The 15,324-nt window shown below is 47.0% G+C and carries 18 protein-coding genes; 1 reads left to right on the top strand and 17 read right to left on the bottom strand.

The genetic code is table 11. The features are described 5' to 3' along the window. Positions 1-44 precede the first annotated feature (44 nt). Positions 45-374 carry a nucleotide pyrophosphohydrolase gene (locus tag WA407_RS07350; RefSeq protein WP_235309599.1) on the bottom strand — a complete coding sequence of 110 codons (330 nt, stop codon included), beginning with the start codon at positions 372-374 and terminating at the stop codon, positions 45-47. Positions 375-587: 213 nt separating this feature from the next. Here WA407_RS07350 and WA407_RS07345 point away from each other — a divergent pair, with 213 nt between their 5' ends. Beyond that, positions 588-1,457, top strand: a complete 870-nt coding sequence (locus tag WA407_RS07345; RefSeq protein WP_069289817.1) for a YitT family protein — start codon at positions 588-590, stop codon at positions 1,455-1,457. A 77-nt stretch (positions 1,458-1,534) separates the two neighbouring features. Here the strand turns inward: WA407_RS07345 and WA407_RS07340 are convergent, their stop codons facing one another. The 16 genes from WA407_RS07340 to trpD all read right to left on the bottom strand — a co-directional run bounded on the left by WA407_RS07340 (position 1,535) and on the right by trpD (position 15,319). Next, positions 1,535-2,380 carry a sporulation protein YpjB gene (locus WA407_RS07340; protein ID WP_235309598.1) on the bottom strand — a complete coding sequence of 282 codons (846 nt, stop codon included), beginning with the start codon at positions 2,378-2,380 and terminating at the stop codon, positions 1,535-1,537. Positions 2,381-2,398: 18 nt separating this feature from the next. Next, the gene (locus WA407_RS07335; RefSeq protein WP_155729680.1) at positions 2,399-2,659 is read right to left on the bottom strand and encodes a hypothetical protein; all 261 of its coding nucleotides are present in this window, start codon (positions 2,657-2,659) and stop codon (positions 2,399-2,401) included. Positions 2,660-2,947: 288 nt separating this feature from the next. Next, positions 2,948-3,592: a DUF1405 domain-containing protein gene (locus WA407_RS07330; RefSeq protein ID WP_013310701.1), complete on the bottom strand. Its 645-nt coding sequence runs from the start codon at positions 3,590-3,592 to the stop codon at positions 2,948-2,950. A gap of 174 nt (positions 3,593-3,766) precedes the next feature. Then, entirely contained in the window at positions 3,767-3,946 is a 180-nt protein-coding gene (locus WA407_RS07325; protein ID WP_013371655.1) for an IDEAL domain-containing protein, read from the bottom strand. A gap of 22 nt (positions 3,947-3,968) precedes the next feature. Beyond that, positions 3,969-4,475 carry a gamma carbonic anhydrase family protein gene (locus WA407_RS07320; protein WP_023989153.1) on the bottom strand — a complete coding sequence of 169 codons (507 nt, stop codon included), beginning with the start codon at positions 4,473-4,475 and terminating at the stop codon, positions 3,969-3,971. A gap of 52 nt (positions 4,476-4,527) precedes the next feature. Beyond that, positions 4,528-5,637: a hypothetical protein gene (locus WA407_RS07315; protein WP_235309597.1), complete on the bottom strand. Its 1,110-nt coding sequence runs from the start codon at positions 5,635-5,637 to the stop codon at positions 4,528-4,530. 166 nt (positions 5,638-5,803) lie between these two features. Next, on the bottom strand, positions 5,804-6,406 hold the full coding sequence (locus WA407_RS07310; protein WP_068941607.1) for a histidine phosphatase family protein: 603 nt from the start codon (positions 6,404-6,406) through the stop codon (positions 5,804-5,806). 70 nt (positions 6,407-6,476) lie between these two features. After that, positions 6,477-7,103, bottom strand: coding sequence for a hypothetical protein (locus WA407_RS07305; protein ID WP_061829202.1), 627 nt, complete (start codon positions 7,101-7,103; stop codon positions 6,477-6,479). Next, entirely contained in the window at positions 7,100-7,696 is a 597-nt protein-coding gene (locus tag WA407_RS07300; RefSeq protein ID WP_172828252.1) for an RNA polymerase sigma factor, read from the bottom strand. Before WA407_RS07300 ends, WA407_RS07305 begins: the two co-directional genes overlap by 4 nt. 855 nt (positions 7,697-8,551) lie before the next feature. After that, entirely contained in the window at positions 8,552-9,640 is a 1,089-nt protein-coding gene (locus tag WA407_RS07295) for a prephenate dehydrogenase (protein ID WP_069289822.1), read from the bottom strand. A gap of 26 nt (positions 9,641-9,666) precedes the next feature. Next, complete coding sequence (hisC, locus tag WA407_RS07290; RefSeq protein ID WP_235309596.1) at positions 9,667-10,770, bottom strand: histidinol-phosphate transaminase; 1,104 nt, start codon at positions 10,768-10,770, stop codon at positions 9,667-9,669. 54 nt (positions 10,771-10,824) lie between these two features. Next, complete coding sequence (trpA, locus tag WA407_RS07285) at positions 10,825-11,631, bottom strand: tryptophan synthase subunit alpha (protein ID WP_235309595.1); 807 nt, start codon at positions 11,629-11,631, stop codon at positions 10,825-10,827. Continuing rightward, a complete protein-coding gene (trpB, locus tag WA407_RS07280) occupies positions 11,628-12,824 on the bottom strand; it encodes a tryptophan synthase subunit beta (RefSeq protein WP_235309594.1) in 1,197 nt (398 codons plus the stop codon). Before trpB ends, trpA begins: the two co-directional genes overlap by 4 nt. Beyond that, positions 12,821-13,492, bottom strand: a complete 672-nt coding sequence (locus WA407_RS07275; RefSeq protein WP_336077047.1) for a phosphoribosylanthranilate isomerase — start codon at positions 13,490-13,492, stop codon at positions 12,821-12,823. Before WA407_RS07275 ends, trpB begins: the two co-directional genes overlap by 4 nt. Continuing rightward, a complete protein-coding gene (gene trpC / locus WA407_RS07270; RefSeq protein WP_069289827.1) occupies positions 13,489-14,283 on the bottom strand; it encodes an indole-3-glycerol phosphate synthase TrpC in 795 nt (264 codons plus the stop codon). Before trpC ends, WA407_RS07275 begins: the two co-directional genes overlap by 4 nt. Then, complete coding sequence (gene trpD / locus WA407_RS07265; RefSeq protein ID WP_235309592.1) at positions 14,273-15,319, bottom strand: anthranilate phosphoribosyltransferase; 1,047 nt, start codon at positions 15,317-15,319, stop codon at positions 14,273-14,275. The genes trpC and trpD overlap by 11 nt, the downstream gene beginning before the upstream one ends. Positions 15,320-15,324: the final 5 nt, after the last annotated feature.

The following is a 15,324-nucleotide window of genomic DNA, read 5'->3' as shown; positions in this document are numbered from 1 at the left end:
GCACCTCCGGGTAACCGGTTTGGTACAGCATATGTACAAAACGCCTAATCGGTGTCCTTTTTGGTCCAGCGATTCGCGTCACGCGTGTTAAATTTTCGTATGACCTTATCATGAGCCTCGGTCAAATTTATACCTAGCGAGTTCGCAAAGCAAACTGTGATGAACAAAATGTCCCCCAGCTCCAGCTCAATCGAATTGTCCGCCTCATCCGTTTTTTTCGGTTTCTCGCCAAAGGAGTGATTGACTTCCCTCGCCAGTTCCCCGACTTCCTCAGACATCCGGGCCAACATCGCCAAAGGGCTAAAATACCCTTCCTTAAATTGAGATATATATTGGTCTACCTCACGTTGAATTTCATCTAATGATTTTTCCATGAATCACGCAATCCCCCCATGTGCAGGTTTATTCATATGTTATCGTAAAGCACATTTTAAAACAAATTTTTTTTAATTGTGTACTTATGATCCAACTTACAGTCATCAGCCTTTTAAAGCTTTCGTAAAAAGGAATACTACATATAAGGAGCTGCGATTTAGCAAAATCAGCATGAAGTCGTTCTTCCTTAAACTGCTACTGCGAGGGATCATATGAAGATATCCAAGTCCATGGAACAGCTTAAACTGATTTTACCCATTGTGCTCGGGACCGCCATCTATGCATTCGGTCTGCTTTATTTTATAATACCCAGTAAACTGATGGAAGGTGGTATTACAGGGATCACCCTGCTGCTCAATTATGCTTTTTCGATTTCACCCTCTCTCTCCACATTGCTGCTGAACATTCCTTTATTTTTAATTGGGTGGAAAATGCTTGGGGGCAAGCAAATTCTATATACAGGGGTAGGTATCGGGTCGCTCACTTTTTTTCTGTGGTTGTATGAAAAAATGATTCATTTCGGATGGATGGGAACATTTCAAACTGAACACGATTTTATACTTTCTTCATTATATGCGGGGGTTACGCTTGGGGCCGGATTAGGTATTGTGTTCCGCTTTGGCGGCACCACGGGCGGCTCGGATATAATCGCTCGTATTCTAAACCGGAAGTTTGGCTGGAGTATGGGAAGGATTCTGCTGGTCATTGATATTGTCATTATCGGTGCTTCACTACTTTACATACCAAAAGAAAAAATTCTATATACATTAGTCGCCGTGTTCATCGCGTCCAAAATTATTGATTTTATACAAGAAGGGGCCTATTCTGCCAAGGCCTTTATGATTATCAGCGACCACACGATGGACATTGCGGATATTATTATTAGGGACATGGATCGTGGAGTTACTATTATTCCGGCTGTAGGTGCATTTTCCAAGCAGGCCAAGCATGTTGCCTATTGTGTCGTGCCTCGTCAGGAAATACGACGTTTGCACCAAATTGTTAAATCGGTTGATCCACGGGCGTTTATTATCATACAGGATGTGCATGATGTACATGGAGAGGGGTTCAAAGAGGAATAGCCCGGAAATCCGGGCGATGGGCTAACCTATATGGATGGCTCAGCAGCCAACGACGCGAATATTCGAATTTTGCATCGTTATCCAGAGAAACCAGCTCGATATTTACGATAACCTGCATAGGCCAGCGCCAGCAGAACAATCATGCCGATTGCCAATTCTGCCCGGCGCTCACTTTCACGCGGGATAAATGGCGCCAGGGCAGTGGCGTCTTTTTCACGTCCAAACAAGGCATTAAACGTCGGATTTCCCTGATCCAACGCCCCTCTAATCGCTGAGGCATCTGCATTTTGCTGATCCCCCAATCCTTTGACGTAGGAAATCCATGAATCAGCCCGGACAACTTCACTTGTTCTGCCATGAATCAATGCTGCTGTACGGATCGTCTCATAGTGGTCCTCCAGCACCGCGGCTCCAGCTTTGAAACCCTTCATGTTGCCTTTAGCAAACTGGCTGTTCAAGCCACTAACATCTTCTTTTAAAATCTTATAATACTGCTGCCATAAGGGCTGACGCGGATGTGCAAGCGCATCTGTCGCAAGTCGTAAATTGGCCGCAGCCTTCACCCATTCATCCGGTGATGCTTGGACGGACTGTGTAGCTTGCTGCACCTCAAGGATGCTGCCGGACAAAGCATGAATGGCCTCTACAGATAACGCTGCCTGCACCTGTCCAGTGCCAAACCATCGACTCACCTCGGCTACATCCGCGCGCGCTTTTTCAATGTTCCCGTCCATCACATCTCGGTACAGTATCGCAGCTGCATGATCCAGTTCCTCAATCTCTTTTATATTTCCTACGGGTTTTGACTGATCACGCGCTTCTGCCACACCTGGAGGGACGCAGACGGACAGCAGCAGGACCATAGTTAAAACAACACTCGAAACAATACGTATCATAATTTGCAACGCCTGACCCCTAATCATGGGACATCCCTCCTCACCTTACTGTATGGCAAGGTTACCGAGACTAGAACTTGCTTTAGGACAAATGGTATCCCCCTCAAAATCTGCAACCACAATCGTGTCATATTGAGGTATATACATAAATTTATCTTTAAAAAACGAGATGGCATAGAATAAAACCAGCCATTCACTACTTTCCGCAGCAAAAAGTGAATACGGATTTAATCTAGCACTTTTATTTTTCAGTAACTTTAAATCCGACTGCTCTTCCAGGTTCAATTTCTCAACTTTAATGTCCAAGTGGTTTATGATTACTTTCCGGTTCGATTGATATTCTTGTGCTGAAACAAACGCGAATTTAGGGTAAAAATTCTTCACACTATCATTGCGAACAAATACGTAGCATCACAGTTGCCCTGCCGTACGTAAGGGATATATTTATCATTCCAAAAGCCCAATTGATACCAAGCTTCAAAATCAAAACCAAAACTTTGTTTAGCTAAATGATTAAAGCTCTTTCTTATTTTATGATCATCACGGTTCCTTTTTTAAATATATATTCTTTTTGGTTTATAACAATGTTCATCTCTATTTCTCCACTTCTACTCCCATTCGATTGCGCGCAAACATGGCAAGCCATGCCGCTATAATACTGACAAGGGTCAGCATATAGGTAAAAGCACGCACTTGTGGTACATCATCCGTTAGCGTCTTCGGAAGATACGGATATATACCAAATGTATAATCCATCGTATCATTTAATAATGTCCAGAGTGTGGCTAGGCACAAAGCAGTCCATTTGCAGGTGAAAAAACGCACGAACAGCAGTGCTTCGACCGCCATTGCCGTGTGAGATGCCACCAGCATCCAATCCTGCCATATCATATGTCCCCCCTGCGCAACTCCCCAAAAAATAATAGCTGAAGCCCAGATGCCATATTTTACACTCGTGACAACAGCCAACGCCTCGATGATCTGGCGAATGACCTTCAAGCTCTTGAGACGCGGAGAATAGAGCAAAAATGCTATAGAGATCGTAAAAAACAGACTCGCCGTCGGACTATCAGGCACAAATACAATCTGCCACATTGGGTGATAATTTAGCGTATATTCCAACTGCCCCCCATACCATATGTACCCATACACCGTTCCAACCAGATTACACCAGAACAGCAGCCACAAAAAAGGCCGGCTCGTCAAGAACGACCGGCTCCACAAATAAGATAACGACACGTCCTTCATCCTCCGTTCATACGACAGTTGCCTTGTACAGGTCCCATCCTACAAAGACTATATCATATCCAAGCGTATCAAAAAAACCTGACCGCCGCTACAGTCAGGTTTGATGATTATAATCTTTGAACTAAAGATTCGTCTGAAATCCAACTTAGGATTCCTAAGATTGTTCTAACTCATTGCTTTCAGCTCATCCGTAAGATGACGAAAAGCTACTTCATCTCCGGAGGCTAGCGCCTCATCAATATCCTTGTAGAGTTTTTCACTCCGGTGTTTACGTAATGCCTCGTCCAAAACCATTTCAGCAGACAGGCCCAACATTACTTCATAAGTAACCTTCATTTTATCCATAGGATGCACCTCCAACATGAGTTTAAGAGATCCTATATTCTTTTCCTTTCGCCACATAGCTGAGTGCCGTTCGTGACATCCGCTGCAAATCTGCATCTGTCAATTCGCGCACCACTTTGGCAGGTGTACCGAGAGAAAGAGTATAGGGTGGTATTTTGGTATTTTCCGTAACGACCGACCCTGCTCCTATTAAAGCATATTCACCAAGCTCCGCTCCGTTGAGTACAATGGCCCCCATACCGATTAAAGTGCCTTTGCCTACCGTACAACCGTGGATTATTGCAGCATGACCTACCGAAATATCATCCGCCAGCAACAGGGGCTGATCCGTGTTCACATGTCCCACGACACCGTCCTGAATATTGCAGCGTTCACCGATGATGATAGGCGCCATATCTCCGCGCAGTACGGCATTAAACCATACAGAGGAATCTTGACCGATCGTTACTTTTCCGACAATTTTTGCTCCTTCTGCCATATAGACAGATGAATGGAGCTGTGGCATGTTTCCGTTATAGTGAATCAGCAACAACTTCACCCTCTCATTTTGGGTGAAATTCTATCAATATGTGTGCTGCTTGTCAATGGAGCCGTATACCCGAGTCGTTCCGACCAATGCGGCACTCTCCCGCCAACTTCAGCCCCCAGGCCGTCATCTGTACAGATGGTCCCGTCGAATGTTCACCCTGACGAAGCATACCCAAGTGAAGCATCATTCGTATAATCCTCTGATCAAAGACCGAACGGGGCGTATCATAGTAAAACGGTCGAATCAGTGGGCCGATATGTACAAAAAGCGACTCTGAGGACGTCCAGGGCCTGGCACATTCTCCAATCCAGTAGACTAGAGACAGCAAATTAGGAACGGCTCCTTTATACAATCTTAACCAAAACCTGAATAGCTGTATCATTTCTTCCTCAATTGTATGCTCCTGATGCGCTTCTCCCTTTGCCGTCAGCACAACTTGGTCCCCTTTCTCCTCAATGTACTTGGAGTGACGGGCATAATCATAAAGTAGTGCCATTCGGTCTGGATAAAACTTAAAAGAGGAGCCATACCCGAAACGCCATCCTCCCTTACCCAAAAGCGGCTCCGCAATGTGCAAATGTTCCATCAGCTGCTGCTGATTGCGACGATACCAAGCTCCCTCGGGATTTAGCGGAACCTCATGCTGCCCCATGTATTGAAGGAAAAGCCGTAAATCCTCTGCCAGCAGATGCCCTTCATCCCGGTACGACGACGGTTCGCTTACCCGGGTCATTCCGTTTTGGAAGTCATGTACCATAACACGTCGAAAGCGCTCCTTCATATCCAACGGAATTTGGAACAAATACCTCGTATTGTGCGTCGAACCATTGAACAACCAGCCACTAGAACGCAGACGGGTCACAATATCCCTTGGCCGCTCACCAGGATTCTTGTCCTCCTCAACAGACTGTTTGGCTATTGCAACCAATTCCTCCATGCTGAAATACGGTCGGTCATCGAACAGCAGCGCGTTCAAAAACCTTACCTCTGACAACCTCAGCTCCTTGACCTGCGTCTCAAAAAAACTACTGCTGCCGAGCTTCGTCAAAATCCCCTGGATCAACTCATGTTTGGAATTAGGTTTACAGTCACAATCGTAATACACCGCGATTCTGTTCAAATGCACAATATCCGCAAATGTCAGCATATCCGCCAGATTCATTGTTCCATCGCCTCGTCACTGGACTGTCATCCGGAATTGATTCTTACCTGTTGTACCCACAGCTTTGACGGATTGTTCAGACTCTAAACCTCTTTTTTTGCAAAGGTATAATTAAAAAACAAAAAAGACCACGACTCCTACGATAAGTAGAAGCCTTGGTCTTTTACTAACTTTTTGAGTTACAGTCACTTTTCTCTTGCAAATGCTTCGTGCAATTATACAAAAGTGGTGCCCAATCCATATCCTCACGCTGGAGTACACTAAGTGACAAATTGCCGATTCGTTCCGTGAATTTTTCCTGATACAGAGCCTTATACAAATTAGCCAAAAAACCGCCGTGGGAAACGACCAGCAGATTCTTGTCCCGATTTTCCGTCCAAATGGCTTCCATAAAAGCTAGCCCGCGAAGCTGAAGATCCGCATCGCTTTCCTGCCCTAGATCCAGCAGATGCCAGTCGACTCCCCACTTCTCTTCACGCTCGGCCTGGGTCATGCCCTCGACCTGACCATAAGCACGTTCTCTTAGCCGATCATCAGGCTCTAACAACGGGAGATGCAGAGCAGAAGCAATAATCTCCCCAGTCTCTTTCGCTCTGGAGAGACTACTTGTAATAAGCCCGTCCCAATGATAAGGTTCTTCCTTTAATCGTTCTGCCAGCAAGCGTGCCTGCCGACGCCCTTCCTCATTCAAGGGAATATCACTGTGACCCTGGATTTTCCCTACCGCATTCCAATCCGTCAATCCATGTCTGATCAAGCCAATAAGCATCGTGTCGTTTCCTCCGCTGTTTTGTTATTCAGGCATTGTTATGAATTCATATTGGAGCCCAGCTGTCCTGCTAATTTCTGACCCTTCTCGCCCGATGGATCCAGCCCAGAGAAAATAAAGCAAGCGCAAGTGCCAATACAGACAACAACATCCAGTATTGCGGATAAGTAGGAACAATGCTAGCAACCAGCGGGTCCATAATGCCACTATTCACATCTTTAATGTGGTATTGATATTGTGGAGATGTACTTGTAGTTTTCAACAGGCCTGTCGGTAAAATACCTGTGTCCATGACAGGAGCTGCTTGAGGGGGATTTTCCTGAGAGGAGCTTCCGTTCCAGTTCAAAAACAAGAAGCTACATAAAAATACGGCCAAGAAGCCGGCGATCCATACAGACATATACTTACGGGCTGCTGGGTTCACACGCGCACGTCGATGCTCGCCCGGAACAAGCCACGGTGATTCTTCATAAATTCGATCCATGACTCTGCGATTCATTGCCTCTAGCTTTTCATCTGTTATTTCAAAGGAAATATCACGAATATCGGACCGATTTTCTTTTGACAAATTCCACTCTTTTTCTTCCGAACCATGCTCCCACCCAGCAGACGAGCTTTTGGCCCGTCTGCGCTCCGAGTCTTGTTTCGATACATTTTTGCCTGTAGCGAACAAATCCTCAGTGTCCCTGGATTTCATTGGCTGCTCATCCCTTCGTTTTCCTCATAGAGAGGCTCAAAAAAATAAGGCTCCAACTGCGTCTTCACACTGGATCTTGCCCGGAAAAGCAATGACTTCACCGCACTGACCGTCTGTCCTAAAATAGTCGCAATCTCCTGATAATCCAATTGCTCATATTCACGCAAAATCAGCGCAGATCGCTGCTTCTCAGGCAATCTATTGATCGCTTCACGAACCATCTCTACCTTCTCACCGCGAAGGACGGCCTGCTCCGGAATGACATCCGATGGAGCTACCGGTACATAACCGCTCTCCTCCAATGGAACCTGACCGCTACGGTGCTTGCGAAGCTCACTTAGCACCGTATTGCGTGCAATCGTATATAACCAAGTGGAAAACGATGCGTCTACCTCGCGAAAAGAGTGCAGGCTCCGATACGCTTTATAAAACGTTTCTGAGCACAAGTCCTCAGCAATCATTTCCAGGTTCGAACTTTTCAGCATATGATAAACAAAAGCTAAAATTTTACGTTGGTGCCGCCTCATTAATTCTGAATAAACCTCAACATTACCTTGTTTGATTTCCTGAATCATCTGGGAATCTGTCATCATCCGAGTGAGACCCTCCTCGCCCATACATGTGCTGTTTTCCCGTTCGATTCTGTCTATATATACCGAACAGGTCAAAAAAAGTTGCGCCCTCTGCGCAAATGGATGAAACAGCATCATGGAACATTTGTTATTTTCTTACCCTATGTAGTGCCAACATTAACGGTGCTATCCCCAACAATATTCAACATCCAAAATGGACTTACCCATTGTACCACAAAATGTCCGTCAGTAAAAAAGTCCAAAATCCCCACGATTTCTATCAATGCCTCCCTAACGCTGGCACCTGATTCATTTATACAGCTTTTCAGGGGATTTTAAATTTTTTCAAGATTAAATGACAACCCCATTGAAAATGTTCTATTCAAATACATCAATAAGGAAAAAAACACAAAAAGAAAACGCTTCAAAAAAAAATTGACAAAATGAAAACGTATACATATAATAAAAGTACAGTATGGTTTCTCTCCACTCCTATCCTACTCAGCTACTTCACTAAAAGTAGCTACCACCCGGGGCTTTACCCGGGTGGTCTTTTTTTGTTTTCTTTAATAATAATTAGTGAGAAGGATTGTCTCATTTGTTCTTCAAATAACAAAAAAGCGGGCGAAAGTTTCTTCACCCGCTTTAAAACTTTTCCTATTATTTCACTCCCAGAAAGCATAGTACTTTTAAGGCGATCCGTAGCGCAGCGATCCATTTGAATCTAGAGAAGCGTAGCGTTCACCTTTGCAGGGGGATTCTTACCTTTAGATAATTTAAAAAGTCCAGAGAATCCCCCTGCAACAGCGATCGTAAGATCAAATGGATCGCGGAGCGGTGTACCTCCTTAACGAACACTCATACTTTCTCCACCCTTCACACCACCACTTTATACCCCATCGAATCCAGCAGAGTCTTGGCACGCTCCCAATCCTGCTCTTGACGGAAGGAAAGCCGCATGATGCCTGGGACATCCTCCCGGCTTTCAATGATTTGCATATTGCTCAGATTAATGCTGTGATTACCGAGTTCCATAGCAATTCGCCCGATAATCCCTGGGGTATCCGGTACATCAATATACAGATCAAACGTGGAGACGATGACTCCTTTACGACGCTCTGGCAGTTCACTGCGGAAGTGCCCAGCTGTCAAAAACTCGTCAGCGATTCCCTCACCGTCTTGTATTCTCAGTAAATGGGTAAAACGCTCAATCTGTCCGTTCCATTCTTCCAACAGGCCTAGTAAAACTTCACGATTGCTCAGTAAGATGTCCCGCCACACAACCGGATCACTAGAGGCTATCCGTGTAATATCACGGAACCCGCCCGCAGCCAATGTACGGTACAACGGATTTTCATCATTGTGCTTTCGCACCTGATTCACCAGCGCCGCTGCAATAATGTGCGGAAGATGGCTAATCGCACCGACAATATCATCATGCATATCAGGTTGGACACGCACAACATGAGCACTAGTATATTTTAATAAACGTTCCAGTGAACTGTATGCTTCCTCAGGCACACCCTCTGCTGGGGAAAGCACATAATATGCGTTTTCAAATAACAATGCGGAAGCAGCCTTTACACCGGAACGCTCCGAACCGGCCATCGGATGACCACCGATAAAGTAAGCGTTGCGCAAAGAAATTTCTGATGCTTTTTTGGCAATTGCCGATTTCGTGCTGCCTACATCAGTAATAATACAACCCGTTTTAAGCGGTAGCTTGCTTAACAGTTCGAGATAATGTTCCAATAAGCCCACAGGTACGCATAAAAAAATAAAATCGGCATCCTCTGCCGCTTCTTCAACCGAAAGAGTCGCGGTGTCCACGACACCACGGCTTAACATCGGTTCCATCAGTTCAGGGAGATGGGCATGGCCGACAACAGTAATATCCGGCTTCCCTTTAAAACAAAGTGCGAGGGACCCACCAATCAGTCCCACGCCGAAAATGGCAATCTTCATCAATTATCAAATCCCATCTGCGGAAATTATAGGCGTACTTTCGCCGCTTCCGCCCCCAGGACCTGTTCCAGCACACGAATAAACAACTCATTTTGCGGCTGTGATCCAACCGACACCCTAATATATGTCGGATATTTATGATGACCTGCGCGAATAATCACACCTTTACGAAGCAACTCCTGGAATACCTCACCGGATGGACGACGTACATCCAGCATAATAAAATTACCATGTGCCGGGAAAGACTCCAGCCCCAGACGCTTGAGTTCATTTTGCAAATAAACTCTGCCCTCTGCATTACGATCCCGGCATTCTTGAACAAATTCCTGATCTTCCAAGGCAGCAATGGCAGCAGCCTGTGCTACCCGTGATGTATTAAACGGTTCACGAACCTGATTTATCAAGCGAATGATTGACTCGGCTCCCATACCATAACCAATGCGCAGCGAAGCAAGCCCATAGATTTTGGAGAAGGTGCGTAGTACAACCAGGTTTTCATACGCTGGCAACAAACCAATGCCGTCGGGATACGAGCGATCCGTCACAAACTCGGCGTAGGCTTCATCCAGAACAACCATGATGTGCTTTGGTACTTGGTCCAAAAACGCAATCAGCTCTGCTTCGGGTACAATCGTGCCCGTCGGGTTATTTGGATTACAGATCCAAATAATTTTCGTACGGTCATTGATGTGGGACAGCATAGCATCCAAATCATGTACACCGTCACGCAAAGGCACCTCAACTGCAACCGCTCCCTCAATTTCCACATTACTTTTGTATACGGAAAATGTCTGATCGGCCATAATGCTTTCTTCTCCGGGAAGGAGGAAAGCGCGCGTAATCAACGCAATAATTTCGTCAGATCCGCATCCATAGATAAACTGTTCCTCTTTTAAACCCGTCCGTTTAGCTAGTGCCTGTGTCAAAGCTACGGCACTTCCGTCAGGATATACACTAATGTTGGCAAACTCCTGCTGAATGGCCTGCAACACTTTGGGAGAGCTACCATACGGATTCTCGTTCGAGGCGAGCTTGATGACTTCATCGAGTCCCAGCTCACGTTTTACGTCTTCAATCGGTTTACCGGGCTGATATACTGGCAAATGTACAATATGCGGTTTAGGTTGCATGCCCCTACCTCCTCTATCCAATCAGAACATATTTATTACTTTCTATTTTGACAGTTACTGCTTTAATTGTGCCACAAAATTATGAATTTGCAAAAGACCTTCTTGCCTGCGCACAGAATCATTCAGCAATGGAATGGCCTCCTCCACCTGACGTACAATTGCACTGCCGACCACAACTCCATCGCAAATGTTTGAAAACCGGGCTACCTGCTCTTGAGTAGAGATCCCAAAACCGACCGCTACCGGAATATCCGTATGCCGTTTGACCTGCGCGATAAAGCCCTCTATACCTTCAAAAAAGGAAGCTCTTTCCCCAGTTACACCCAGCGAAGATACACAGTATACAAATCCACGGGCCTGACGGACAATTCGTTCGATCCGCTGTTCAGAAGTTGGAGCCACCAGAGGAATCAGATGCACACCCACCTCTGCGGCCCGTCCTCCCAGCTCCTCCGCTTCCTCAAGCGGAAGGTCCGGAATAATCAGACCGCTGATACCGTGCTCCTGCAAGCCTGCAAAGAAAGCATCCATGCCCATCTGTAATACAGGGTTGTAATACGTGAACAGAATAAAAGGCAGACTTGAACCTGCCGCCCTGGCCAGAGAAGCTGTCTCCATGCACGTGCGAATGGAAATTTGCCGTTTCAGTGCACGCTCAGACGCGCGCTGAATTACAGGACCGTCAGCCAGCGGGTCGGAATAGGGTACACCCAGTTCCAATATGTCAGCTCCGGCCGACTCTAACTGCCGAATGATCTCTATTGTAGTATCCACATCCGGGTCGCCTACCGTCAGAAAAGGAATTAATGCCGTTTTGCCTTCATTTTTAAGGCGACCAAACGCCTGATCAATTAAATTCATGACGGATTTCCTCCCAAATACTTGATAATGGAGTCCACATCTTTATCCCCGCGTCCAGACAAACAAATAACGATAATATCATCTGCCGTCAACGAAGGTGCCAGCTTGACGACTTGCGCAACTGCATGTGCCGACTCTAATGCAGGAAGTATTCCTTCGGTACGGCAGAGGAGCTGAAGCGCATCCAGCGCTTCCTGATCCGTGATCGGAACATACTTGGCCCGCTCAATATCTTTCAGGTATGAATGCTCCGGTCCAACACCTGGATAATCTAATCCAGCCGAGATGGAATGCGCAGGTTGCACTTGTCCGTACTCATCCTGAAGCAGATAACTCATAGAGCCTTGGAAGACCCCTTGTGTTCCCTTGGTCATCGTAGCTGCATGGAATTCCGTTTCGACACCTTTTCCAGCGGCCTCCACGCCAATCAATGCGACACCCTGATCCTCAATAAAAGGATAAAACATTCCGATGGCATTGCTTCCGCCACCGATCGCTGCCACGATGACATCCGGAAGTCTGCCTTCCTTCTCTAGGATCTGGCGACGTGTTTCATCACCAATCACGCGTTGGAAGTCCCGCACCATCATCGGATACGGATGTGGGCCGACAGCTGAACCCAAAATATAGAACGTATCATGGACATGGCTGACCCAGTAACGCAAAGCTTCATTCCCTGCATCCTTAAGTGTACGTGTACCTGATGTCACCGGAATGACCTCTGCACCCAAAAGCTGCATCCGAAAGACGTTCAGCTGCTGGCGCACAGTATCCTCTTCGCCCATAAACACCTTGCATTCCAATCCGAGCAACGCAGCCACAGTCGCTGTCGCGACACCATGCTGTCCTGCGCCTGTTTCAGCAATGACCTTCTGTTTCCCCATACGCTTCGCCAGCAATCCCTGAGCTAATGCATTATTGATTTTGTGGGCACCGGTATGATTTAAATCTTCGCGCTTCAAGTAAATTTTAGCTCCGCCCAAATGCTGACTCAGACGCTCCGCATGATAAAGCGGCATTTCCCGACCAGAATAGTCCTTAAGGAGCCCGTTCAACTCTGCTTTAAACTTGGGATCATCCGCGTACTTACGGTAGGATTCCTCCAATTCAATCAGTGCGTTCATCAACGTTTCCGGTACAAAACGTCCTCCAAATGTTCCAAAACGTCCGTTGTTATCAGGTAATTGTGTCATGCCTGCTTCACCCTTTCTACAAATGCTGTGATTTTTGCAATGTCCTTGACTCCGTTCGTTTCTACACCGCTGGATACATCCAGCCCATCGGGATGATACTCATGAACCAGCTTTTCCGCATTATCGGCAGTCAACCCGCCGGCTACAAACAAAGGAATTCCATGTTGATGGGTCCAAGCCTGATAGGCAGGAATTCGATCCCACGCAAACGTTTTTCCGGAGCCGCCGCCATACAGGGGATCGTATGTATCCAGCAATAAAGCGTCAATTGTCCCGACAAAGGCATCCAATTCGTCCGCCGAGCGTTCTGTTTGTCCTTGACTGTCCACAGACCATGCCTTGAATAGCTGTATACCAAAATGCCCCCTAATCTCCCGACAGCGCTGCGGACTCTCCTGTCCATGCAGCTGTATGACATCCAAGGGTGCTTTCTCCATCACATCATTTAACAGTGTATCACCAGGGTTCACAAATACACCCACGCTGCGCGGTCTGCTACCTGAGGTCCATTCATCTAATACGCGAAGCAGCTTTCCAGCCTGTACGCCGTCAATCCGGCGCTTGCTGTCAGCAAACACAAAACCTATATAATCGACCGGTAAGTTTACCATAGATTTTAGCACTTCAACGCTTTGAAGTCCACAAATTTTTATGCCCGTTTTGTTCATGCTTTAACCCCGTCCATCAATTCGGCTACAGCCTGTCCTACATCTTCCTTGCGCATCAGATGCTCCCCCACCAAGATACCGTGTGCACCTACCGAATGCAGATAATTAACATCTTCCGGTCCCGCAATTCCGCTCTCACTGATAAACGTAACCCCTTTAGGAATTAGTGAGATCAGCTCCTCTGTCGTCTGGAGACGAGTCTCGAATGTCCGCAGATTTCGGTTATTTACGCCAATTAAGGTTGCTGTCCCCAGCTCCAGCACCGCTTTAAGCTCCTCACTGTCATGCACCTCTACCAACGCGTCCAGCCCGAGGTCCTTGGCAATCTGTAAAAAGGATCCTAATACACGGGGTTCCAGGATAGCGGCAATCAATAGCACCGCATCCGCTCCCAGCAGACGAGCTTCATATATTTGCCGTTCATCAATGATAAAATCCTTTCGCAGGAGCGGAATCTTCACCTGATCGCGAATTTGCTGTAAATATTCAGGGCTCCCCTGAAAATACGTCACATCTGTCAGTACAGAAATGCAATCCGCTCCTGCTCCCTCATATGCACGTGCAATGTCCACCGGATGGAAATCCGGTCGAATCAGCCCTTTGGATGGGGAAGCCTTCTTCACCTCAGCAATCAGTCCGAGCGGACGATTGCGTCTGCTCGCGATCGCATTTTCGAATCCTCTCGTCGCAGGTAAATCAGCAATTAATCGTTCAGCTTTACTTATTTGAAAATGCTCCTTAAGCTGCTCCACTTCTTGTCGCTTCGTCACCACAATTTTGTCAAGATACATATTGATATTCCCCCGTTGCCTGTATTAATTGATCCAGCTTGGAAATTGCCAGTCCCGAGTCAATGGCTTCTGCCGCTCGTGCTACTCCGTCCGTCAAGGTAGCCGCTGCACCTGATACATAAATGCACGCTCCTGCATTCGCTAACACAACATCCCGATAAGCTCCATGCTCTCCGTTTAAAATTCGTCGTATGATATCTGCGTTAACCTGTGCGTCGCCGCCCAGCACCTGATCAAGAGAATGCGTCTGCAAGCCCAGATCCGACGGATGAAGCTCGAACGTGTGAACCTTGCCGTCCTTCAGTTCGGATACACGTGTCGGAGCTGAAATACTAATTTCATCTAGCCCATCCAGACTACTGACAACCATGGCCCGTTTGGAGCCGAGCTGGTTCAATACCTCGGCAATGACTTCCGTTTTGTTGGCGTCATAAATACCCAACAGCTGCCGATCCGCACCAGCCGGATTCGTCAAAGGACCTAGCATATTGAATACCGTCCGCACACCCAGCTCGCGGCGCGGCGCGGCGGCATGCTTCATAGACGGATGATACAGCTGTGCGAATAAAAAGCAGATGCCGATTCGGTCCAGACATGACCTAGCCTGATCACTCGTCAAATGAATGTTGACTCCCAATGCCTCCAGGACATCAGCGCTCCCGGCACGGCCACTTGCAGAACGATTGCCATGCTTTGCTACCCGTACAGACACCGAAGCTGCGATGATCGCGGATATCGTGGAAATATTAAACTTGTGAATCCCCGAACCTCCGGTTCCACATGTGTCCAGCAGACGACCGCTGCCTTCTTCAGCTTGCACTGGACTAGCGTAGCTACGCATAGCCTCGGCAAAACCAGTGATTTCATCTACCGTTTCCCCTTTGAGGCGAAGAGCCGTCAGCAGCCCGCCAATTTGCGCCTGTGTAGCACTTCCACTCATAATCTGTTCCATTACGCTACGGGCCTCCGTACGCGAAAGGTGCTGTCCCTCAATGATCTGGCTTAACCCCACTTGCATCATGTCATGTCGTTCCATTGTCG

Origin of the sequence: Paenibacillus sp. 203, assembly GCF_037027525.1 — a bacterium.
GTDB lineage: Bacteria > Bacillota > Bacilli > Paenibacillales > Paenibacillaceae > Paenibacillus > Paenibacillus polymyxa_B.
Note: the sequence above shows the minus strand (reverse complement) of the source record. Positions and strands in the feature narration are given on the sequence as shown.